The 21,771-nt window shown below is 57.8% G+C and carries 20 protein-coding genes; 14 read left to right on the top strand and 6 right to left on the bottom strand.

The window, feature by feature from the left end; genetic code table 11:
• From ACOTX2_RS08450 to paaZ, 6 genes are all read right to left on the bottom strand, one after another.
• Positions 1 to 1,974, bottom strand: coding sequence for an alkyl/aryl-sulfatase (locus ACOTX2_RS08450; protein WP_421625903.1), 1,974 nt, complete (start codon positions 1,972 to 1,974; stop codon positions 1 to 3).
• A gap of 166 nt (positions 1,975 to 2,140) precedes the next feature.
• A complete protein-coding gene (gene tynA, locus ACOTX2_RS08445) occupies positions 2,141 to 4,414 on the bottom strand; it encodes a primary-amine oxidase (RefSeq protein WP_063147366.1) in 2,274 nt (757 codons plus the stop codon).
• Between the two features lie 159 nt (positions 4,415 to 4,573).
• Entirely contained in the window at positions 4,574 to 4,969 is a 396-nt protein-coding gene (locus ACOTX2_RS08440) for a hypothetical protein (protein ID WP_063147365.1), read from the bottom strand.
• The gene (locus ACOTX2_RS08435; protein WP_226856374.1) at positions 4,947 to 5,240 is read right to left on the bottom strand and encodes a polymorphic toxin type 44 domain-containing protein; all 294 of its coding nucleotides are present in this window, start codon (positions 5,238 to 5,240) and stop codon (positions 4,947 to 4,949) included. The genes ACOTX2_RS08440 and ACOTX2_RS08435 overlap by 23 nt, the downstream gene beginning before the upstream one ends.
• Before the next feature lie 113 nt (positions 5,241 to 5,353).
• Positions 5,354 to 5,836: an Hcp family type VI secretion system effector gene (locus ACOTX2_RS08430; protein WP_022648017.1), complete on the bottom strand. Its 483-nt coding sequence runs from the start codon at positions 5,834 to 5,836 to the stop codon at positions 5,354 to 5,356.
• Between the two features lie 225 nt (positions 5,837 to 6,061).
• Positions 6,062 to 8,101: a phenylacetic acid degradation bifunctional protein PaaZ gene (gene paaZ / locus ACOTX2_RS08425; protein ID WP_063147363.1), complete on the bottom strand. Its 2,040-nt coding sequence runs from the start codon at positions 8,099 to 8,101 to the stop codon at positions 6,062 to 6,064.
• A gap of 285 nt (positions 8,102 to 8,386) precedes the next feature.
• Between paaZ and paaA the strand changes: the two genes are divergently transcribed.
• From paaA to ACOTX2_RS08355, 14 genes are all read left to right on the top strand, one after another.
• Complete coding sequence (paaA, locus tag ACOTX2_RS08420) at positions 8,387 to 9,316, top strand: 1,2-phenylacetyl-CoA epoxidase subunit PaaA (protein ID WP_003857355.1); 930 nt, start codon at positions 8,387 to 8,389, stop codon at positions 9,314 to 9,316.
• A 12-nt stretch (positions 9,317 to 9,328) separates the two neighbouring features.
• Positions 9,329 to 9,616, top strand: a complete 288-nt coding sequence (paaB, locus tag ACOTX2_RS08415; protein ID WP_003857353.1) for a 1,2-phenylacetyl-CoA epoxidase subunit PaaB — start codon at positions 9,329 to 9,331, stop codon at positions 9,614 to 9,616.
• Between the two features lie 8 nt (positions 9,617 to 9,624).
• Positions 9,625 to 10,371 (top strand): 1,2-phenylacetyl-CoA epoxidase subunit PaaC, encoded by a 747-nt coding sequence (gene paaC / locus ACOTX2_RS08410; RefSeq protein WP_063147362.1) that lies wholly within the window; start codon positions 9,625 to 9,627, stop codon positions 10,369 to 10,371.
• Between the two features lie 11 nt (positions 10,372 to 10,382).
• Positions 10,383 to 10,880 (top strand): 1,2-phenylacetyl-CoA epoxidase subunit PaaD, encoded by a 498-nt coding sequence (paaD, locus tag ACOTX2_RS08405; RefSeq protein ID WP_063138212.1) that lies wholly within the window; start codon positions 10,383 to 10,385, stop codon positions 10,878 to 10,880.
• Positions 10,881 to 10,887: 7 nt separating this feature from the next.
• Positions 10,888 to 11,958, top strand: coding sequence for a 1,2-phenylacetyl-CoA epoxidase subunit PaaE (gene paaE, locus ACOTX2_RS08400; protein WP_063147361.1), 1,071 nt, complete (start codon positions 10,888 to 10,890; stop codon positions 11,956 to 11,958).
• A complete protein-coding gene (gene paaF, locus ACOTX2_RS08395) occupies positions 11,955 to 12,722 on the top strand; it encodes a 2,3-dehydroadipyl-CoA hydratase PaaF (protein WP_022648023.1) in 768 nt (255 codons plus the stop codon). The genes paaE and paaF overlap by 4 nt, the downstream gene beginning before the upstream one ends.
• Positions 12,722 to 13,510 carry a 2-(1,2-epoxy-1,2-dihydrophenyl)acetyl-CoA isomerase PaaG gene (gene paaG, locus ACOTX2_RS08390; protein ID WP_100148794.1) on the top strand — a complete coding sequence of 263 codons (789 nt, stop codon included), beginning with the start codon at positions 12,722 to 12,724 and terminating at the stop codon, positions 13,508 to 13,510. The genes paaF and paaG overlap by 1 nt, the downstream gene beginning before the upstream one ends.
• A gap of 1 nt (position 13,511) precedes the next feature.
• Positions 13,512 to 14,936 carry a 3-hydroxyacyl-CoA dehydrogenase PaaH gene (paaH, locus tag ACOTX2_RS08385; protein ID WP_023300031.1) on the top strand — a complete coding sequence of 475 codons (1,425 nt, stop codon included), beginning with the start codon at positions 13,512 to 13,514 and terminating at the stop codon, positions 14,934 to 14,936.
• Complete coding sequence (paaI, locus tag ACOTX2_RS08380; RefSeq protein WP_023300032.1) at positions 14,926 to 15,348, top strand: hydroxyphenylacetyl-CoA thioesterase PaaI; 423 nt, start codon at positions 14,926 to 14,928, stop codon at positions 15,346 to 15,348. The genes paaH and paaI overlap by 11 nt, the downstream gene beginning before the upstream one ends.
• Positions 15,348 to 16,553, top strand: coding sequence for a 3-oxoadipyl-CoA thiolase (gene pcaF / locus ACOTX2_RS08375; RefSeq protein ID WP_022648027.1), 1,206 nt, complete (start codon positions 15,348 to 15,350; stop codon positions 16,551 to 16,553). The genes paaI and pcaF overlap by 1 nt, the downstream gene beginning before the upstream one ends.
• A 26-nt stretch (positions 16,554 to 16,579) precedes the next feature.
• The gene (gene paaK / locus ACOTX2_RS08370) at positions 16,580 to 17,896 is read left to right on the top strand and encodes a phenylacetate--CoA ligase PaaK (RefSeq protein WP_023306139.1); all 1,317 of its coding nucleotides are present in this window, start codon (positions 16,580 to 16,582) and stop codon (positions 17,894 to 17,896) included.
• 122 nt (positions 17,897 to 18,018) lie between these two features.
• Positions 18,019 to 18,954 carry a phenylacetic acid degradation operon negative regulatory protein PaaX gene (paaX, locus tag ACOTX2_RS08365; RefSeq protein ID WP_032622213.1) on the top strand — a complete coding sequence of 312 codons (936 nt, stop codon included), beginning with the start codon at positions 18,019 to 18,021 and terminating at the stop codon, positions 18,952 to 18,954.
• A 9-nt stretch (positions 18,955 to 18,963) separates the two neighbouring features.
• Entirely contained in the window at positions 18,964 to 19,569 is a 606-nt protein-coding gene (paaY, locus tag ACOTX2_RS08360) for a phenylacetic acid degradation protein PaaY (RefSeq protein ID WP_023300036.1), read from the top strand.
• 179 nt (positions 19,570 to 19,748) lie between these two features.
• Entirely contained in the window at positions 19,749 to 21,746 is a 1,998-nt protein-coding gene (locus ACOTX2_RS08355) for a BCCT family transporter (RefSeq protein ID WP_063147360.1), read from the top strand.
• Positions 21,747 to 21,771 lie beyond the last annotated feature (25 nt).

The following is a 21,771-nucleotide window of genomic DNA, read 5'->3' as shown; positions in this document are numbered from 1 at the left end:
TTACGGGGTCACAATGTTAAACCAGAATTCAAATTTATCCATGTAACCGAGCATGGCATCGAGTTTTGCGGCATCGCCCGTCACTTTGATATCGCCATTATCCTGAGCCTGTTTAAGCGTCACTTCTTTCAGGATGATTTTATTCAGCGTATCGCGGTTGAGGGTCACGGTCGCGTCAGCATCCTTCGCTTCGGCGTTCGCCGTGTGGTTCAGCACGCCATTTTCCAGCTCCAGCTTGTATTTGCCGCCGTCGCTGCCGAGGTCGATGTTAAACACCGATTTTGCATCTGCTGCTTTTTCACCGTTGATATGCACCGCCAGATAGTCAAAGAACATTTCTGGCGTCATTGCGCGCACGGTATCCGGGCTGGCGGTATTCGGGGTCGGACCTTTCACCACGCCGTTACGCAACTCCTGCGCGCCGGTCAGGTAGAAGTTACGCCATGGGCCGGATTCAGCCTGATAACCCAACTGCTCCAGGGCATCCGCTTCAAGGTTACGTGCGGCCTGGTTGTTTGGATCGGCGAACACCACTTTGCTGACCACCTGAGCCACCCAGCGATAGTTGCCCTGGTCAAAATCGGTTTTAGCTTTACTCAGGATGGCATCCGCGCCTCCCATATACTCCACAAATTTCTTCGCGGCTTCTTCAGGCGGCAGTTCATCCAGGGTCGCGGGGTTGCCGTCAAACCAGCCTAAATAGAGCACGTAGGTGGCTTTGACGTCATGGCTGACTGAACCGTAATAGCCTCGGTTGGCCCAGGTATTGGCCAGGGAGTTCGGCAGCTTGAAGTTGGCGGCGATCTCGTCACGCGTCAGCCCTTCATTCGCCATGCGCAGGGTCTGGTCGTTGATGTAGCGGTAGAGGTCGCGCTGGCTTTTCAGCAGGTTAACCACATTCTCGTTGCCCCAGGTCGGCCAGTGGTGCTGCGCCATGATAACTTCGGCCTTATCACCCCAGCGTACAATTGCCTGGTTGATGTATTTCGACCATGGCAGCGGTTCACGAATTTTCGCACCGCGCAGGGAGTAGGTGTTGTGCAGGGTATGGGTGACATCTTCCGCAGACTCGATCAGCTTTTTCTCTTCGATATACCAGAGCATCTCAGAAGGCGCTTCGGAGCCCGGCGCGAGCATAAAATCATAGGTCAGGCCATCGATCACCTCTTTCTGACCATCTTTCTCGATGATATTGGTCGGGGCAATCAGGGTCACCGTCCCGGCGGAGGTGGTGGTGCCGAGCCCTGCACCCACCTGGCCTTTCGCATCCGGCTTCAGCAGGTTGCCGTACATATAGCTGGCGCGGCGGCTCATGACGTTGCCCGCCATGATATTTTCCGCGACGGCGGCCTCCATAAATCCGGCTGGCGCGTAGACTTTAACCTTGCCGGACTTCACGTCGGCTTCGTCCACCACGCCGCGCACGCCGCCATAGTGGTCAACGTGGCTGTGGGTGTAAATAACAGCGACGACAGGTTTCTTGCCGCGATTTTTATAGTAAAGATCCATCCCGACTTTGGCCGTCTCCGCCGACACCAGCGGGTCGACCACGGTAATGCCTTCTTTACCTTCAATAATGGTCATGTTTGACAGGTCGAGGTTACGGATCTGGTACACGCCCTCGGTGACTTCAAACAGGCCGCTGATGTTAATCAGCTCGGACTGACGCCATAAGCTCGGGTTAACCGAATCGGGCGCTTTATCGCCTTCCTTGATAAAGGCGTACTGCTGTGGATCCCAGACGGTGTTGCCTTGCTCCCCTTTGATAATTTCCTGAGGTAGCGGGGCGATAAACCCTTTGTGGGCATTGGTAAAATCGGTGTTATCGGAGAAAGGAAGCTGGTTGAAGAGTGCGTTGTTGGCCTGCTGAGTTGCTGCGGTTGCATCCTTAGGGGCTTCTGCGGCCCAGGCTGAACTGGCGGAAATGAAAAAACCGGCCAGCGCAAGGCTTCTTACTATCTCATTGACTTTCATCCTAAAACCTCTCGGTTATGTATAGCGTTGTTCATGGATACTTCGATATCTACAAAATGTTTCAGATGTTGCAAAAGCATTAAGCGAAGTAACATTAACTATAATCGGGGAGTGGTATTCAGCAAGAAAGCGAATGAAAAACCGGGCATCGTGCCCGGTCAACGTGTTATTTCTGCTCTTTTTTCTTACCGAGCGTTGGCGTCTCGTCAAAGAAGTTCCACGGCTTGAGTAACGTGTGCACCCATTCCGTCGGCATTATCGGCCACTCCTCGGCGCGGGCGACATGGGTGGTGCCGGTGGTCATCCAGATGACGTTATCCTGGTCGTTCAGCGACTCGTTATCTTTGCTGTACTGGCCGAGGCCCGTATCATGCGTGGAACGGTTCGGGTATTTTCCCTCCGGGTACATCTCGTCGGGATGGTAACGCGTCACCCACAGCTGTTTATCCATAAAGCTCAGGCGGTGATAAATCCACTCGTCCGGGGCAAACCTCGCGCCCGTCGCCACCGGGTGTGTGCCCCCCGCGTAAGGGATGATCTGATACGAGACCGGGTTGCCCATGCGGTTCTCTTTGCTGGTGTTGCTCAACAGGCGGATGGTGCCCGGATCAAACTTCTGCGCCCCCTGCTGTTCGGTATCAATATCATACTGATTAACCTGCATGGTGCTGGTGCGCGGTCCGCCAGCGGTGTTCGGTTTGACGTCCGGATCCATGGCCACCAGCTTGTTGTTGATGCCGTCCACGTCCATATCCAGACGGAAGTTGTAGATGTGCTGGTGGGTGGTGCCGACAATATTATGGTCGATCAGCGTACCGTATCGGGTGTCATCTTTCGCGGTGGCATCATGCATGGTTTTCGTCTGCACGCCTTTCACCGCTTCAATGCCCGTGGCCCCTGCATCAATGCCGATGGTGCCGTTTTCGTGGAATACCCAGTCGAAGATATAATCGTAGTTACCCACGGTGCTGACCCAGCGCACCACCAGCTCGCGGCGCTCGGTGCTGACGTTGGGTTTACCTAACTCCTGATGCTTATACTCCGGCCCGGCGTAACGCTCGAAAATGGCGATCGCCCGGGGGATCTCCATTGGCGCACCGGTATAGTCCGGGATGGTTTCGTTGAGCATCACGGCGTTAGACGGAACATCCTTGCCGCGCACCAGCGGGGAGGTCAGGGTACCCATGCCGTAATCACCGGAGTCCAGGTAGGCCTTAAAGTACCAGCCGATATCCGGGTCGCCGTACGGCACAATCATGCCCCCGAGCGATCCCTGATACATCACCTGTCGCTTTTTGCCGTTGTCGTTATAGGTCACGGTGGAGATCATCGGGCCGACGCGCGAGTCCAGGCTCAGATGAAAATCCCAGTTCTGCCAGTGCACCATATCCCCGGTAATGGTGTAGTTCTTGCCTTCCGGCTCGATAATCTCCAGCGGTTTTTTCACCGTTTCAACGCGGTCACGGCCATCATAAGGACGCGGGGTGAGCGGCACCGGCACGACCGGGCCTTCCTCAATGTTCTGGATTTTCTTCTGCTCAAGATCCACCACCGCAACCAGGTTTTCGATCGGGTGCGCCCAGTAGTTACCGTCGCCCACGTCGAGATAGCTGATCACTTTCAGCAGGCGGTCTTCCTGTTTCAGCCCATCCTTGCCGTCAAAAAAGCCGACGGTAAGCGGGGTGGTGATCACTTTCTTCGGATCGGTAATGCCGCGCTTTTTCAGCACGGCGGCAAACTCCGGGCTTTCATTGATGATCTGCTGCACGGTATTGAAGTCATCCAGCAGCACCATGCCGTGCGCGTCTTTGATCGGCTCCCAGCGGAGGATCTTTTTGTCCTTCAGATCCACCCGGCTTTCGATGATGCGTTTGCCGTCAAGCATAATGATATTGGCCTGGCGGGGCGCATCCACCGCCGTGCCGTTAAGCACGAAGTCCCAGACTTTAGCTTTTTCTGGCTCCGCCAGCGCAATCTGGGTAAAGCGGGTATTGGGTTTAAAATCCGCAGAGGCTTTCACAATGGCTACGGCCTGGTTGATTTCATCAGCGGTCAGCGCGTTTAACGGGTGGGGGCGTTTTTCAACCTGGAATGTCTGATCAAGACCGGACTGAAAGACATCGTTGATAAAAGTCTCCGGGATATAGGCCTTATTGTTCTTCATCACCACGGGCACCTGGAGCGTCAGCGGTTTGCCGTTAACGATGGCGGTGTTGGCGCCGGGTTTGACCTTCACAAAGGCACCGTCTTTAGCGATGGTGAACATCTGGGCGTAATCATCCCACTGCACGTCCGCGCCAAACGCCTGAAGCGTTTTGTCCATCGGGACCATATGCGCCTCGCTGCCGTGAGCGTAAACAGGGGATTGCCAGGCGCAAAAGAGCGCAACGGCCATGGCCAGTGCCGTTCTACGGGCAAAAAAAGAAGAATTGCTTCCCATCGCAGACCTCATCTTGTTGTGTTTATTGTGTTGTGTCAGCCTTATCCTGACAGGCGCGCGCGAAAAGCGTTTGCCTGCATCTGCCAGGTTGTTTGTCAGTCTTGCCAGGTTAAAAAAAGACCGGGGGTGCATCACACCCCGTGAAAGTGAAAGTATGCTTCAGTAAGGTGAACTGTCGAGATGAATGCGGACATCGAAACCTACCGTCGTGAACGAATAAACCGTACCGCGAACGCGAAGATAAATGTCTCCATTTTTAATTGCCGCTGAAGCTTTATCATCATCGGTGATCATGACGGGATTGATATTCTTAATATTAGACATGAATTCTTCCGGACTTTTTTTCGCATCAAAGAGATAAATATGATACCTGTTTTTAGACAGTGAACCCGTCTCAACCTGGGTGATGTAAAGAGTTAAACGATCGTTAACCTTGATTTTTTCCTGCAAATTTTCATACACGGTAAAAAGATCGCGGAAAGGGTATGCAATGAATATGAGAAAAATAAAGATAATAATTCCAGCTCGCCAGTTAAAAACCCGAACGTCGCGCATAATCTATTCCTGCCCTTATCCATAACTGATCGACTGGATCATCACCGTAATTATTATTGTTCTGGAATTTTGCAAATTCGGCAGGATCGCTTGTCCCGGCAAGAATCTGTGCAGTGCCTGCCCCCTGGAGCAGAATTCCCTCAGGAATGCCTGCTGCCGCACCAACGGCACCGTAATGAAAATTGCCAAAATTGGCATACTCTGCACGGCCTTGTTTATAATCCCAGGGACCATGGTTTCTGACCATTTGATAAAACCATATGTAGGTCATTAATGAGGGGCCACCATGAAATCGCGCTATTATCATGTGGCTAACGACGTCCACGCCAGGTGGTGCAAAGGATGCAATATTATAGGGTGTTGAATAGGAAGGATTTCGCATATTTAACGCTCAGCCCAACAGTCTGCAAACTGTATATTACCATCGCAATATGTCCATGTTATTTTATCATAGCGTAGTTCCACGACTTCAAGATGATTATGTTTTTCTTTCGTCGGGTCTTTAATGTCATGCATCAATGGCGTAACGGAAACGACGCGAATATTATCGAGACGCATATTGTAATATTCTACTTCCTGTCCGGCGTCATTAATGCGATACCACCTGAACTCGGCCGTTTTAAGGGTTTGGCCAGTCGCAACGGCTTTCATCAGGTAAGGGGAGGAGGAATCGATTTCTTTTTGAAATACGACTGGGGCATGGTTACGTTTACTGGTAATTTTCCCGGTCAATGGATCGGTTGGGAGGCGAAGATTGTGTGTAAAGCCAGTGACTTCAATGCTTCCCTCACGGTAACAAACATCCACCGAGCCTGTAATTTTTGTACCACCATCGTCAGTCAAGAAAAGGTAAACAGGAATTGCCATAGTCTGTTAATCATCCATGTAATTTAACGCGGGAATATTCCCGGCGATAAATAATAACCATGCTAACTATACGGTCAATTTGCTTAGTGTTTCCGGTTGTAACTTATCCAAACCAGGCAGACTGGATGGTTCGATTAATCAAAGCCAACCAGTCCCTGTATTACCTTCCGTTTATTTTGATGCGCTCAAACACTCGAGGCAGCAAGGTTAATGCCATTGCTTTGATTAAAAGTCACCCTGCTGGCGCGCCACCAGCGTCAGAATGGAGTAAAGCGCCACGGCCTGCTGATGCTGGTTGAAGATCTCCACCGCCCATTCCACCACGCCCGTCGGTTTTTCCTCGGCAGTGCGCTGTTTCTTCAGCGTTTTACGTTTACAGGTCAGGCGCACCTGAATGGTATCGCCCGGCTTGACCGGCTCGATAAAGCGCAGGTTTTCCATGCCGTAGTTGGCAATGACCGGCCCAACCCCGGCATCGACAAACAGCCCCGCCGCGGCGGAAATCAGGAAATAACCGTGTACCACGCGCTCGCCAAAAATCGACTCCGCCGCGCCAATTTTGTCCATATGGGCATAGAAATGATCCCCGCTCAGGCAGGCAAAATTCACGATATCCGCTTCCGTCAGGGTACGACGCGGGGTCAGCAGGCTGTCGCCCGGCTGTAACTCCTCGAAGTATTTACGGAACGGATGAACGCGATCTTCCTGCACCTCCGCGCCACGGACCCACTGTTTGCCGATGGCGGCGAGCATGGACGGGCTGCCCTGAATGGCCGTGCGCTGGAGATAGTGCTTCACCGCACGCAGGCCGCCCAGCTCCTCGCCGCCGCCCGCACGTCCCGGGCCGCCGTGCACCAGCTGCGGCAGCGGTGAACCGTGGCCGGTGGATTCTTTCGAGGATTCCTGGTTGAGGATCTGAATGCGTCCGTGGGCGCGCGCGGCACCGGCAATAAATTGCCGCGCCACGTTTGAATCTGCCGTGATCAGCGTTCCCGCCAGGCTGCCGCCGCCCGCCCGCGCCAGCTGCATGGCGTGTTCACTGTTGCGGCAGGGCATCAGGGTGGCGACGGGGCCAAAGGCTTCGGTGGCGTGAACGGCCGGAGTTTCGTCCGGCTGCGGGCAGAACAGCAGGGTGGGCGGGAAGAATGCGCCAGCCGCCTGCATATCGGCTTTACCACCCAGACGGATCTGGCAGCCCGAGGCAAGCAGATGATCGACTTTTTCCTGCACGTCAGCACGTTGCTCACTGTTGACGAGAGCCCCCATCTTCACCCCTTCCTGGGCCGGATCGCCGACGACCACGTTCTCCAGCCGCGCAATCAGCGCCTGGCTGACGGCTTCAACCTGCGCTTCCGGCACGATGATGCGGCGGATGGCGGTACATTTTTGCCCGGCTTTGGCGGTCATCTCGCGCACCACTTCGCGAATAAACAGCGCAAACTCCGGCTGCTCCGGCGTCACGTCCTCACCCAGCACGCAGCAGTTAAGGGAATCTGCTTCCATGGTAAACGGAATGGAATGCGCGACGATATTCGGATGTACGCGCAGGCTCTGCCCGGTGCTGGCCGACCCGGTAAACGTCACCACGTCCTGGCTGTCGAGCTGGTTCAGCAGATCGCCCGCGCCACCACAGATCAGGCTGATGGCGCCGTCCGGCACCAGTCCGCTCTCGACGATCGCTTTCACCATTGCCTGAGTCACCTGCGCGGTGGCGGTGGCGGGCTTGATGATGGCGGGCATCCCGGCAAGCCAGGTGGGTGCGAGCTTTTCCAGCATCCCCCAGCACGGGAAGTTGAACGCGTTGATATGCACCGCCACGCCGGATTTCGACGTTAACACGTGACGTGCCGCAAAGCCGCCTTCCTTCGACAGCGGGATCAGCTCATCCTCCGGCCACAGGGTATCGTCCGGCAGCTCACGGCTGCCGAGGCTTGCGTAGGTGAAGAGGGTGCCGATACCGCCTTCAATATCCACCCAGCTGTCGGCCTTCGTCGCGCCGGTCTGGGCTGACAGGGCATAAAACCGATCCTTCTGGCTCAGCAGATGTTTGGCCACCGCCTTCAGCATGGCGGCGCGCTCGATAAAGCTCATTGCGCGGAGCGCTTCTCCGCCTTGTTCAATGGCGTAACGGCGTGCGGCCGCCATATCCAGCCCTTCGCTGGTGACTTCAAATAGCGTTTCCCCGCTGATGGCGTGGGTGATGGTGCGCTCGCGGCCCCGGCCTGATTGCCAGGTGCCGGACAAGAAGCTGGCTAACTGCTGCATTTCTTCTCTCCAGGTGTTTCGTGATTTCACTATAAATAGTTTGATCGCGAATCATAAAAATCAAGCTGAGTTTTAATGAATTGTTAACGTTGTGATCTCTATTGCTTAGCCTGACCACCCGAAAGCCTTGTGTCATCGGCCTTTCATGAAAAGGCTTGCGAGCGTCGTCACAAAATAATCAAACACTTCTTGGGGTTATATTTAACCTTTGTGTAACTTTTAAGAAACCAAATGATTCACCATTTTGCTGTTTGTGGTGATTTAACGAATCACAAAGGTGGTTATGTGACGCAAGAACAACGCTTTGAGCAACGCATCGCACAGGAGACGGCCATCGAGCCGCAGGACTGGATGCCGGATGCCTATCGCAAGACGCTGATCCGCCAGATTGGACAGCACGCCCACTCTGAGATTGTCGGCATGCTGCCGGAAGGAAACTGGATCACCCGCGCGCCGACGCTGCGCCGGAAAGCCATTCTGCTGGCGAAGGTTCAGGACGAAGCCGGACACGGCCTGTACCTCTACAGCGCGGCGGAAACGCTGGGCTGCGCCCGGGAGGACATCTATCAAAAGATGCTCGACGGCAAGATGAAATACTCCTCCATCTTCAACTATCCGACCCTGAGTTGGGCCGATATCGGCGTCATTGGCTGGCTGGTGGACGGGGCGGCCATCGTGAACCAGGTGGCGCTGTGCCGTACGTCTTACGGCCCGTACGCCCGGGCGATGGTGAAAATCTGTAAAGAAGAGAGCTTCCACCAGCGTCAGGGTTTTGAAGCCTGTATGGCGCTGGCGCAGGGCAGTGAAGCACAGCGGCAGATGTTGCAGGACGCCATCAACCGTTTCTGGTGGCCCGCGCTGATGATGTTCGGACCCAACGACGACAACTCCCCAAACAGCGCCCGCAGTCTTGCCTGGAAGATCAAACGCTTTGGCAACGATGAGCTTCGCCAGCGCTTCGTGGACAACACGGTGCCTCAGGTGGAGATGCTCGGCATGACCGTGCCGGATCCCGACCTGCGTTTCGATGAAGAGAGCGGCCACTACCGCTTCGGCGAAATCGACTGGCAGGAATTTGACGAGGTGATCAACGGGCGCGGGATCTGCAACCACGAACGTCTGGCCGCAAAACGTAAAGCCTGGGACGACGGCGCATGGGTGCGTGAAGCCGCTCTGGCCCACGCGGAAAAACAACGCGCCCGCCAGGCTGCATAAGAGGAATCAACCATGAGCAATGTTTACTGGCCGTTATACGAAGTTTTTGTCCGTTCGAAGCAGGGGCTGTCGCACCGCCATGTGGGCAGCCTTCACGCTGCCGACGACCGCATGGCGCTGGAAAACGCGCGCGATGCCTATACCCGCCGCAGCGAAGGCTGTTCCATCTGGGTGGTGAAGGCGAGTGAAATCGTCGCCTCCCAGCCGGAAGAGAGCGGGGAGTTTTTCGATCCGGCGGAAAGCAAGGTCTACCGCCATCCGACGTTTTACACCATCCCTGATGGCATTGAGCATATGTGAGGTTGGGGATGAACAACGTATCTGCTTATGCCCTGCGTCTGGGCGACAACGGTCTGGTGCTCTCACAGCGTCTGGGCGCCTGGTGCGGCCATGCGCCGGAGCTGGAAATTGACCTGGCGCTCGCCAATATCGGCCTTGATCTGCTCGGGCAGGCGCGCAATTTCCTGACCTACGCCGCTGAACGGGAGGGTAAGGGTGATGAAGACACCCTGGCCTATGGCCGCGATGAGCGTCAGTTCCGCAATTTGCTGCTGGTGGAACAGCCAAACGGCAGCTTCGCCGACACCATTGCCCGTCAGTATCTGATGGATGCGTGGAACGTAGCGCTGTACGAACGGTTGATCCACAGCAGCGACAGTCAGCTTGCCGCCATCGCGGCAAAAGCCATTAAAGAGGTGCGCTATCACCTGCGTTTTAGCCGCGGCTGGCTGGTGCGGCTGGGGGACGGGACAGAAACCTCCTCACAGAAAATGCAGCAGGCGGTGGATAGCCTGTGGCGCTTTACGGCTGAATTGTTTGACGCCGACGACGTCGAGCTGGCGCTGGTTGACACCGACGTGGCGGTTGATCCGCGCGCCCTGCGGGAACCGTGGGAGCGCGAAGTGTTTGCCGGGCTGGCGGAAGCTACCCTCCGCGTACCCGAGGAAGTGGCGTATCGCACGGGCGGCAAGAAGGGGCTACATACTGAACACCTCGGACCGATGCTGGCTGAGATGCAGTATCTCCAGCGCGTTTACCCCGACCAGCAGTGGTAAAGGAGAACGCTATGCAACGCCTCGTCGACATTGCGCCTGCCCAAATCCCGCAGATTTGGGCGCTGTTAAGCCAGATCCCCGACCCGGAAGTGCCGGTGCTGACCATCACCGACTTAGGCATGGTGCGCAGCGTGAAGGCGCAGGGGGAAGGCTGGGTTATAGGCTTCACGCCAACCTATTCGGGCTGTCCGGCAACGGAGCATCTGCTGGGGGCGATCCGCGAAACTCTGACCGGGAACGGCTTTTCCCCGATACATATTGTGCTGCAACTGGAGCCCGCCTGGACCACCGACTGGATGACCGACGATGCCCGCAGGCGCCTGCGGGAATATGGCATCAGCCCGCCTGTCGGCCATAGCTGCCATGCCCACGTTCCCGCGGAGGTGAGCTGCCCGCGCTGTGCGAGCACCGATACCTCGCTCATCAGTGAATTTGGTTCCACGGCCTGCAAAGCGCTCTACCGCTGCAATACCTGCCGTGAGCCCTTCGACTATTTCAAATGTATTTGAGGCTGCCATGACAACGTTTCATTCATTAACAGTGGCAAAAGTGGAACCCGAAACCCGCGACGCGGTGACCATTACCTTCGCGGTGCCGCAGGCGTTACAGGAGGCGTACCGCTTCCGTCCCGGTCAGCATTTGACCCTGAAAGCCAGTCCTGGCGGGGATGAACTGCGCCGCTGCTACTCCATCTGCCGGAGCACCGCGTGCGGGGAGATCAGCGTGGCGGTCAAAGCCATCGAGGGCGGACGTTTTTCCCGCTATGCCCGGGACGAAATCAAACCGGGCATGGCACTGGAGGTGATGGTGCCCCAGGGGCATTTTGGCTACCAGCCGCAGGCCGAACGCGAAGGCCACTATCTGGCGATTGCCGCCGGGTCCGGGATCACCCCGATGCTGGCGATTATGTCCGCTACGCTGGCCACTGAAGCCCACAGCCACTTCACCCTGATTTACGGCAACCGCAGCAGCCAGAGCATGATGTTCCGCCGGGCGCTGGCGGACCTGAAAGATAAATACCCGCAGCGTTTGCAGCTGATCTCCATCTTCAGCCAGGAGACGCTCGACAGCGATCTGCTCCATGGCCGTATTGACGGGGAAAAGCTCCAGGCGCTGGCAAAAACGCTGGTGAATTTCCGCCAGTACGATGAAGCCTTCATCTGCGGCCCGTCGGCGATGATGGACGAGGCTGAGGCGGCGCTGAAAGCGCTGGGTATGCCGGAAAAAGCGATCCATCTTGAGCGCTTTAACACGCCGGGAACCCCCGTTAAACGGACAGTCAGCGTGCAGGCCGACGGGCAGAAGGTCACCGTCCGTCAGGACGGGCGCGACAGGGAGATCACCCTGACGGCGGACGACGAGAGCATTCTTGACGCGGCCCTGCGTCAGGGGGCGGATCTGCCTTACGCCTGCAAGGGCGGCGTGTGCGCCACCTGCAAATGCAAAGTGCTTCGCGGGAAGGTGGACATGGCGACCAACTACAGCCTGGAGCCGGACGAGCTGGCCGCAGGCTATGTGCTGAGCTGTCAGGCGCTGCCGATAACCGCTGACGTTATCGTCGATTTTGATGCGAAGGGGATGGCATGAGCGAACTGATTGTCACCCGTCATGGCCGCGTGTTGCAGCTGACGCTTAACCGTCCGGCGGCGCGCAACGCGCTCAACAATGCGCTGCTCACGCAAATCGCGGAGCAGCTTGAAGCCGCCGCCGCGGATGCGGAGATCGCCGTCTGTGTGATTTACGGCAACGAACGCTGCTTTGCCGCCGGGGCCGATCTCAACGAAATGGCGGAGAAAGACCTGCCCGCAACCCTGAACGATATCCGCCCGCAGCTGTGGGCGCGAATAAACGCCTTCACCAAACCGCTGATTGCCGCCGTGAACGGCTACGCGCTGGGGGCAGGCTGTGAGCTGGCGCTGCTCTGCGACGTGGTGATTGCCGGTGATAACGCCCGCTTTGGCCTGCCGGAAATCACCCTCGGGATCATGCCGGGCGCAGGCGGCACACAGCGGCTAATCCGTAGCGTGGGCAAATCGCTGGCCAGCAAAATGGTGCTGACGGGCGAAAGCATCACGGCGGTTCAGGCGCACAGCGCCGGGCTGGTCAGCGACGTCTACCCGGCCTCGCTGACGCTGGAATATGCCCTGAAGCAGGCGGGGCTGATGGCGCGCCACTCGCCGCTGGCGTTACAGGCGGCGAAGCAGGCGCTTCGCCAGTCGCAGGAAGTGCCGCTTCAGGCCGGGCTGGCGCAGGAGCGTCAGCTGTTTGCGCTACTCGCGGCCACCGACGATCGCCGGGAAGGCATCAACGCCTTTTTACAGAAACGCACCCCAGACTTTAAAGGACGCTAATTGTGGAATTTATTCTGAGCCATGTTGAGCAGGGCGTAATGACCATTACGCTGAACCGCCCGGAGCGCCTGAACAGCTTTAACGACGTCATGCACCAGCAGCTTTCCGAATGCCTGAAGCAGGCCGAGCGCGATGACGCCATCCGCTGCCTGCTGATCACCGGGGCAGGACGCGGTTTCTGCGCCGGGCAGGATCTCAACGACCGTAACGTGGACCCGAACGGCCCTGCGCCGGATCTGGGCATGTCCGTTGAGACTTTTTACAACCCGCTGGTGCGCCGCCTGGCAAAACTGCCGAAGCCGGTGATTTGCGCGGTTAACGGCGTGGCGGCGGGGGCAGGTGCCACGCTGGCCCTCGGCTGTGACATGGTGATTGCGGCCCGTTCAGCCAGCTTTGTGATGGCCTTCAGCAAGCTCGGGCTGGTACCGGACTGCGGCGGAACCTGGCTGCTGCCGCGCGTGACCGGACGCGCCCGCGCCATGGGGCTGGCATTGCTGGGCGACAAGCTCAGCGCCGAGCAGGCACAGGCCTGGGGAATGATCTGGCAGGTGGTGGACGACGAGCAGCTCTCCGCCACCGCACAGCGGATGGCGCTGCATTTTGCCTCGCAGCCGACCTATGGCCTGGGCTTGATCAAGCAGGCAATCAACGCCGCCGAAACCAACACCCTCGACGCCCAGCTTGATCTGGAGCGCGACTATCAACGTCTGGCCGGACGCAGCGACGACTACCGGGAAGGCGTCAGCGCGTTCCTGGCAAAACGCGCGCCGAACTTTACGGGGAAATAAGATGGTGAATATCCATACGGTCGCCGTCATTGGCAGCGGCACCATGGGCGCCGGGATTGCCGAAGTGGCAGCCAGCCACGGTCATCCGGTTCTGGTGTACGACATTGACGCTGCGGCGATTTCCCGCGCCGTCGACGGCATTCGCCAGCGGCTGTCCTCTCGCGTTGCGCGCGGAAAACTCTCTGCCGACGCCGGGGAACAGGTCCTTGCCCGCCTGACGCCGGTGACGAATATCAGTGCTCTGGCGAAAGCCGATCTGGTGATCGAGGCGGCCTCCGAGCGGCTTGAAGTGAAAAAGGCGCTGTTTACCCAGCTGGCAGAGGTTTGTCCGCCGCAGACGCTACTCGCCAGCAATACCTCGTCCATTTCCGTTACCGCGATTGCGGCGGAGGTAAACCACCCTGAACGCGTCGCCGGGCTGCACTTCTTCAATCCTGCCCCGGTGATGAAGCTGGTGGAGGTGGTCAGCGGGCTGGCGACCTCACCCGAAGTGGCCGATGCGCTGTGCGAGCTGGCGCTGAGCTGGGGAAAGCAGCCGGTACGCTGCCAGTCCACACCGGGGTTTATCGTTAACCGCGTAGCGCGTCCTTTCTACTCGGAAGCCTGGCGCGCGCTGGAAGAGCAGGTGGCAGCGCCCGAGGTGATCGACGCCGCCCTGCGAGACGGCGGGGGTTTCCCGATGGGGCCGCTTGAGCTGACGGACATGATTGGTCAGGACGTCAACTTTGCCGTGACCTGCTCCGTATTTAACGCCTTCTGGCAGGAGCGTCGTTTTTTGCCGTCGCTGGTGCAGCAGGAGCTGGTGCTGGCGGGGCGTCTGGGTAAGAAAAGCGGGCAGGGCGTTTACCGCTGGCAGGGGGACAAAACCGCCGTCAGCTGGCTCGCCCCGGTCAGCCACAGCTTCAGCCCGATGCGCGCACAGCGAAGAAGTGACGGTGTCACGGAAATTGACGATATGTTGCTGATCGAAACGCAGGGTGAAACCGCGCAGTCGCTGGCGCTGCGCCACGGCTGTCCGGTGGTGGTGGTCGACCGCATCGAGCGGGATGTGGCCGTTATAGCCGCCGCGCCCGGCAACCCGCACGCCGCCACGCAGAAAGCCATTTACTGGTTGCAGCACCAGGAGAAACGGGTGGTCCAGATTGCGGATTACCCCGGCCTGCTGATCTGGCGCACGGTGGCGATGATTGCCAACGAAGCGCTGGATGCCCTGCAAAAAGGGGTCGCCAGTGAGCAAGACATCGATACCGCCATGCGCTTAGGGGTCAACTATCCCTGCGGCCCCATCGCCTGGGGCGAGCGCCTTGGCTGGCAGCGTCTGTTAACGCTGCTGGAGAACCTGCAACGTCACTACGGCGAGGAACGTTATCGCCCCTGTTCACTGCTGCGCCAGCGTGCGCTTCTGGAGAGTAGTTATGAGTCATAACGCCTGGCATAACGCCCGCGCGATGTACGAACGGGACGCCTGCGCGCAGGCGATGGGGATGGACATTATCGAGATGGGCGAGGGCTACGCGGTGGTGACCATGACCATCACCCCGCAGATGCTTAACGGGCATAAAACCTGCCACGGCGGACAGCTATTCTCGCTGGCCGATACCGCCTTTGCCTACGCCTGCAACAGTCAGGGGCTGGCGGCGGTGGCCTCAGGCTGCGCCATCGATTTTCTGCGTCCGGGCTTTGCTGGCGATAAGCTGACCGCTACCGCGCGGGTGAAGCATCAGGGCAAACTGACCGGCGTCTACGACATCGAAATTCAGAATCAACAACAGAAAACCGTCGCTCTTTTTCGCGGGAAATCCCACCGCACCGGCGGCAGTGTGACAGGAGAAGCCTGATGCGTAACGCATTTATTTGTGAGGGTGTGCGTACCCCGGTCGGTCGCTACGGTGGAGGATTATCCAGCCTGCGTGCCGATGACTTAGGGGCCGTTCCGCTGCGTGCGCTGCTGGCGCGTTACCCGCAGCTCGATCTGGAGCGCATAGATGACGTGATCTTCGGCTGCGCAAATCAGGCCGGAGAGGATAATCGCAACGTGGCGCGCATGTCTTCGCTGCTGGCCGGGCTGCCGCAGACCGTTTCCGGTACCACCATTAACCGCCTGTGCGGCTCCGGTCTGGATGCCCTTGGCTTTGCGGCACGCGCCATTAAGGCCGGGGATGGCGATCTGCTGATCGCCGGTGGCGTCGAATCCATGTCCCGTGCGCCGTTCGTGATGGGTAAAGCCACCGCGGCGTTTCAGCGTCAGGCGGAGATCTTCGATACCACCATCGGCTGGCGATTTGTGAATCCGCTCATGCATCAGCAATACGGAACTGACAGCATGCCGGAAACGGCAGAGAATGTAGCGGAATTGTTAAATATAAGCCGTGCCGATCAGGACGCATTTGCCTTGCGCAGCCAGCAGCGCACCGCGCTGGCGCAGCAGAATGGCGTTCTGGCGCAGGAGATAATCCCGGTACAGGTAACGGGTAAAAAAGGCGCGGTAACGGAAGTGAGCGTAGACGAGCATCCGCGCGCCGAAACCACCCTTGAACAGCTTGCCGCGCTGAAAGCCCCGTTTCGCAAGAACGGTGTGGTGACGGCGGGGAACGCCTCTGGCGTCAACGACGGGGCGGCGGCGCTGATTATCGCCAGCGAGCCGATGGCGCTTGCCCAGGGGTTAACCCCGCGCACCCGCATTGTGGCCATGTCGACCGCGGGCGTCGAGCCGCGTCTGATGGGATTAGGCCCGGTTCCCGCCACCCGTAAGGTGCTGGAACGTGCCGGACTCAGTATCACCGATATGGACGTCATTGAGCTTAACGAAGCCTTCGCCGCACAGGCGCTGGGGGTGCTGCGTCAGCTGGGCTTGCCGGATGACGCGGAGCATGTCAACCCGAACGGCGGAGCGATCGCGCTAGGTCATCCGCTGGGAATGAGCGGTGCCAGACTGGCGCTGGCCGCGAGCAATGAATTGCACCGACGCGGCGGGCGCTACGCGCTGTGTACGATGTGCATCGGTGTGGGTCAGGGCATTGCCATGATCCTTGAGCGTGTTTGAGCGAACAATAATGTGAGTACCCTGCGATGATAAATACAACAAAGCTTGATCCGATCGAAACCGCGTCCATTGATGAATTGCAGGCGTTGCAGACCGCGCGCCTGAAGTGGACGCTGAACCACGCCTACAACAACGTTCCGATGTACAAACGCAAGTTTGATGCCGCGGGCGTTCACCCTGACGATTTCAACGAGCTGGCGGACCTGCAAAAATTCCCGTGCACCACCAAGCAGGATCTGCGCGACAACTACCCGTTCGATACCTTTGCGGTGCCGATGGAGCAGGTGGTGCGTATTCACGCCTCGTCGGGCACCACCGGAAAGCCGACCGTGGTGGGGTATACCCAGAATGATATCGACAACTGGGCCAATATCGTCGCCCGTTCCCTGCGCGCCGCCGGAGGCAGCGCGAAGGATAAAATTCACGTCGCCTACGGTTACGGGCTCTTCACCGGCGGGCTGGGGGCGCACTACGGTGCAGAGCGTCTGGGGGCGACGGTGATCCCGATGTCCGGCGGCCAGACGGAGAAGCAGGCGCAGCTGATCCGCGATTTCCAGCCGGATATGATCATGGTGACGCCCTCTTACTGCCTGAACCTGATCGAAGAGCTGGAGCGTCAGATGGGCGGTGATGCCAGCGCCTGTTCCCTGCGCGTCGGCGTGTTTGGCGCCGAGCCGTGGACGCAGGCGATGCGCCGCGAAATCGAGAAACGGCTGGGCATTACCGCGCTGGATATCTATGGTCTCTCCGAGGTGATGGGGCCGGGCGTGGCGATGGAGTGTCTTGAAACCGCTGACGGTCCGACCATCTGGGAAGATCACTTCTTCCCGGAGATCGTCAACCCGAATGACGGCACGCCGCTGGCCGACGGCGAGCAGGGCGAACTGCTGTTCACCACGCTGACCAAAGAGGCGCTCCCGGTGATCCGCTACCGCACCCGCGACCTGACGCGCCTGCTGCCGGGTACCGCACGCACCATGCGCCGGATGGATCGCATCAGCGGGCGTAGCGACGACATGCTCATCATTCGCGGCGTTAACGTCTTCCCGTCACAGCTGGAAGAGGAGATCGTCAAGTTCGAACATCTTTCGCCGCACTATCAGCTGGAGGTGAACCGCCGCGGGCATCTTGATTCACTTTCGGTGAAGGTCGAGCTGAAACAGAGTAGCTTAACGCTGACGCATGAACAGCGTTGTCAGGTCTGCCATCAGCTGCGTCATCGGATTAAATCGATGGTGGGGATTTCAACCGATGTGATGATCGTTAACTGCGGCAGCATACCGCGATCCGAGGGTAAAGCCTGCCGGGTGTTTGATTTGCGTAAGGTTGCGGCTAACGGATGAGGGATCTACACAAAATAATGTCTGCATCGACGGCCCCCTCTCCCTTGAGGGAGAGGGCTGGGGTGAGGGGGAAACCCCAGATTCCTATGCTATGATTCATCCAGGAAAAAAATAACAACAGAATGAATCACATGAATAAACTTGATGCCTTTATCCAGCACGCAGTCAGCTCTGTTCCCGTCAGCGGAACGTCGCTTATCTCCTCGCTGTATGGCGACGCGCTTTCCCATCGCGGCGGAGAGATCTGGCTCGGCAGTCTGGCGGCCCTGCTGGAAGGGATGGGATTCGGGGAGCGCTTTGTGCGCACCGCGCTGTTTCGCCTCAACAAAGAGGGCTGGCTGGACGTGTCCCGCATTGGCCGCCGCAGCTTTTACCGTCTCAGCGACAAGGGGCTGCGTTTGACCCGACGCGCGGAAAATAAAATCTACCGTGCAGAACTGCCGGCATGGGATGGTAAATGGCTGCTACTGCTTTCCGAGGGGCTGGATAAAACCACGCTCGCGGACGTGAAAAAACAGCTCATCTGGCAAGGGTTCGGCACGCTGGCGCCGAGCCTGATGGCCTCGCCGTCGCAGAACCTCGCGGACGTGCAGTCGCTGTTGCATGACGCGGGCGTGGCGGAAAACGTCATTTTCTTTGAAGCTCATTCGCCGCTGGCTTTGTCACGCGCGGCGTTACGATCCCGCGTGGAAGAGTGCTGGCAGCTGACCGAACAAAACGCGATGTATGAAACGTTTATCAACTCGTTCCGTCCGCTGCTGCCGCTGCTTAAAGAGGCGTCGCCCGAGGATTTAACCCCGGAACGCTGCTTCCAGATCCAGCTGTTACTCATTCATTTTTATCGTCGCGTGGTGCTGAAAGATCCGCTGTTGCCGGAGGAGTTACTCCCGGCGCACTGGGCGGGACAGAGCGCGCGACAGCTGTGCATTAACATCTACCAGCGCGTGGCAGCGGGAGCCCTGGCGTTTGTCAGTGAGAAGGGGGAAACCTCCGTCGGCGAGCTGCCCGCGCCCGGCACGCTTTATCACCAGCGTTTTGGTGGTCTTAATATCACATAAGGAGAGGGTATGCCTGTTTATCAAATTGATGGTCTGACGCCGGTCGTGCCTGAAGAGAGCTATGTTCACCCGACCGCGGTGCTGATTGGCGACGTGATCCTCGGCAAAGGTGTTTACGTAGGCCCCAACGCCAGCCTGCGCGGTGATTTTGGCCGGATCGTGGTGAAAGACGGCGCGAACATTCAGGATAACTGCGTGATGCACGGTTTTCCGGAGCAGGACACGGTGGTGGAAGAGGACGGGCATATCGGCCACAGCGCGATCCTGCACGGCTGCATTATCCGCCGTAATGCGCTGGTGGGGATGAATGCGGTGGTGATGGACGGAGCGACGATCGGCGAAAACAGCATCGTCGGGGCGGCGGCGTTTGTGAAGGCCAAAGCGGAAATGCCTGCGAATCACTTAATTCTTGGCAGTCCGGCGAAAGCGATTCGTGAGCTAAGCGCGCAGGAAATAGAGTGGAAAAAGCAGGGCACGCGGGAGTATCAGGTGCTGGTGGATCGCTGTAAGCAGACGCTGCATCAGGTAGAGCCGCTGCGGGAAGAAGAGCCCGGCCGCAAACGGCTGGTATTCGATGAGAACTTACGGCCCAAGTCGGCTGGCCGGGATAATTAACCATTTCTTGCCTGCGAAATAATGCAATGGCATAGGGATGCGTTAACGCGCAACAAATACCCTTAGGGGATAGTGTATAATTGAACGTTTCAGACCTGCATTCATAAAGGGATTTTGTTACCCTGACGCAGATCACGCCTCTCATTCAGAGCGGTCAATGCGTTTATGGAAGACACTATATGAGTGAAAACGACACTATCCCAAAGCAGTCCAAAAGCCAGATTAACAAAGCGGTATTTTACACATCTGCTTTGTTAATTTTCCTTCTTGTCGCCTTTGCCGCGATTTTCCCTGACGTTGCCGATAAAAACTTTAAGCTACTGCAACAGCAAATATTCACCAACGCCAGCTGGTTTTACATTCTTGCCGTCGCGCTGATTTTAATGAGCGTGACGTTCCTCGGCTTGTCCCGCTACGGCGATATTAAACTCGGGCCCGACCACTCCCAGCCTGACTTCAGCTACCACTCGTGGTTCGCGATGCTGTTCTCGGCGGGGATGGGGATCGGCCTGATGTTCTTCGGCGTGGCGGAGCCGGTCATGCACTACCTTTCCCCGCCGGTGGGGACACCTGAAACGGTCGCTGCGGCCAAAGAGGCCATGCGGCTGACATTCTTCCACTGGGGGCTGCACGCCTGGGCTATCTACGCCATCGTTGCGTTGATTCTGGCGTTCTTCAGCTACCGCCACGGCCTGCCTTTGACGCTTCGTTCGGCGCTTTATCCGATTATCGGCGACCGTATTTACGGCCCGATAGGTCATGCGGTGGATATCTTCGCGGTAATCGGCACCGTATTTGGCGTGGCGACCTCGTTAGGCTACGGCGTTTTACAGGTCAATGCCGGGCTGAACCACCTTTTTGGCGTACCCATCAACGATACCGTGCAGGTGATCCTGATCGTCCTGATTACCGGGCTGGCGACCATTTCTGTGGTGTCCGGTCTGGATAAAGGCATTCGCATTTTATCAGAGCTCAATCTGGGGCTGGCGGTACTGCTGCTGGTGCTGGTGTTGTGCCTGGGGCCAACCGTACTCCTGCTGAAATCCTTTGTGGAAAATACCGGCGGATACCTGTCCGAGCTGGTGAGCAAGACGTTTAACCTGTACGCTTATGAACCGAAATCCAGCAACTGGCTGGGAGGCTGGACGCTGCTGTACTGGGGCTGGTGGCTGTCCTGGTCGCCGTTTGTCGGGATGTTCATTGCCCGTGTGTCCCGCGGCAGAACCATCCGCGAGTTCGTGACCGGCGTGCTGTTTGTCCCGGCGGGCTTTACCCTGATGTGGATGACGGTGTTCGGCAATAGCGCCATTTACCTCATCATGAACAAGGGAGCGTCCGATCTGGCGAATACCGTCCAGCAGGACGTGGCACTGGCGCTGTTTAATTTCCTTGAGCATTTCCCGTTCTCTTCCGTGCTGTCATTTATTGCCATGGCGATGGTCATCGTCTTCTTTGTGACCTCAGCCGACTCCGGGGCGATGGTGGTGGATACCCTCGCGTCCGGCGGCGAGGCCAATACCCCCGTCTGGCAGCGCATCTTCTGGGCCGCGCTGATGGGCGTAGTCGCTATCGCGCTGCTGCTCGCGGGCGGACTGAGTGCGCTGCAAACCGTGACCATCGCCAGCGCGCTACCGTTCTCGATGATCCTGCTGGTGTCGATCTATGGCCTGCTGAAGGCGCTCCGACGCGATTTGACCAAACGCGAGAGCCTGAGTATGGCCACGATCGCGCCGACAGCGGCCCGTAACCCCATTCCGTGGCAGCGCAGACTGCGTAACATCGCCTACTTACCTAAACGCTCCCTGGTGAAACGCTTTATGGAGGAGGTGATCAAACCGGCCATGGTGCTGGTGCAGGATGAACTGAATAAGCAGGGAACGCAGAGCCATATCAGCGACGCGTCGGACGATCGTATTCGCCTTGAGGTGGATTTAGGCAATGAGCTGAATTTCATTTATGAAGTCAGGCTGCGTGGCTATAACTCGCCGACCTTCGCGCTAGCGGCCATGGAGAATGATGAGATTCAGGCAGAACAGCACCGGTACTATCGGGCAGAAATCTACCTCAAGGAAGGTGGGCAAAATTACGATGTGATGGGCTGGAACCAGGAGCAGTTAATTAACGATATTCTGGACCAGTATGAAAAACATCTGCACTTCCTGCACCTGGTGCGTTAATCAGCCAGCCCCTGAAGCATTCGCT

This window comes from Enterobacter cloacae complex sp. IR5412, assembly GCF_049237385.1.
Taxonomy (GTDB): Bacteria; Pseudomonadota; Gammaproteobacteria; order Enterobacterales; family Enterobacteriaceae; genus Enterobacter; species Enterobacter intestinihominis.
This window is presented reverse-complemented; position numbering and strand designations above follow the sequence as displayed.

Excerpts from the sequence above, each read along its gene's own strand:
- ACOTX2_RS08450 (WP_421625903.1), bottom strand. The coding sequence starts at position 1,974 with ATGAAAGTCAATGAGATAGTAAGAAGCCTTGCGCTGGCCGGTTTTTTC.
- tynA (WP_063147366.1), bottom strand. The coding sequence starts at position 4,414 with ATGGGAAGCAATTCTTCTTTTTTTGCCCGTAGAACGGCACTGGCCATG.
- ACOTX2_RS08440 (WP_063147365.1), bottom strand. The coding sequence starts at position 4,969 with ATGCGCGACGTTCGGGTTTTTAACTGGCGAGCTGGAATTATTATCTTT.
- ACOTX2_RS08435 (WP_226856374.1), bottom strand. The coding sequence starts at position 5,240 with ATGACCTACATATGGTTTTATCAAATGGTCAGAAACCATGGTCCCTGG.
- ACOTX2_RS08430 (WP_022648017.1), bottom strand. The coding sequence starts at position 5,836 with ATGGCAATTCCTGTTTACCTTTTCTTGACTGACGATGGTGGTACAAAA.
- paaZ (WP_063147363.1), bottom strand. The coding sequence starts at position 8,101 with ATGCAGCAGTTAGCCAGCTTCTTGTCCGGCACCTGGCAATCAGGCCGG.
- paaB (WP_003857353.1), top strand. The coding sequence starts at position 9,329 with ATGAGCAATGTTTACTGGCCGTTATACGAAGTTTTTGTCCGTTCGAAG.
- paaC (WP_063147362.1), top strand. The coding sequence starts at position 9,625 with ATGAACAACGTATCTGCTTATGCCCTGCGTCTGGGCGACAACGGTCTG.
- paaD (WP_063138212.1), top strand. The coding sequence starts at position 10,383 with ATGCAACGCCTCGTCGACATTGCGCCTGCCCAAATCCCGCAGATTTGG.
- paaE (WP_063147361.1), top strand. The coding sequence starts at position 10,888 with ATGACAACGTTTCATTCATTAACAGTGGCAAAAGTGGAACCCGAAACC.
- paaF (WP_022648023.1), top strand. The coding sequence starts at position 11,955 with ATGAGCGAACTGATTGTCACCCGTCATGGCCGCGTGTTGCAGCTGACG.
- paaH (WP_023300031.1), top strand. The coding sequence starts at position 13,512 with ATGGTGAATATCCATACGGTCGCCGTCATTGGCAGCGGCACCATGGGC.
- paaI (WP_023300032.1), top strand. The coding sequence starts at position 14,926 with ATGAGTCATAACGCCTGGCATAACGCCCGCGCGATGTACGAACGGGAC.
- pcaF (WP_022648027.1), top strand. The coding sequence starts at position 15,348 with ATGCGTAACGCATTTATTTGTGAGGGTGTGCGTACCCCGGTCGGTCGC.
- paaK (WP_023306139.1), top strand. The coding sequence starts at position 16,580 with ATGATAAATACAACAAAGCTTGATCCGATCGAAACCGCGTCCATTGAT.
- paaX (WP_032622213.1), top strand. The coding sequence starts at position 18,019 with ATGAATCACATGAATAAACTTGATGCCTTTATCCAGCACGCAGTCAGC.
- paaY (WP_023300036.1), top strand. The coding sequence starts at position 18,964 with ATGCCTGTTTATCAAATTGATGGTCTGACGCCGGTCGTGCCTGAAGAG.
- ACOTX2_RS08355 (WP_063147360.1), top strand. The coding sequence starts at position 19,749 with ATGAGTGAAAACGACACTATCCCAAAGCAGTCCAAAAGCCAGATTAAC.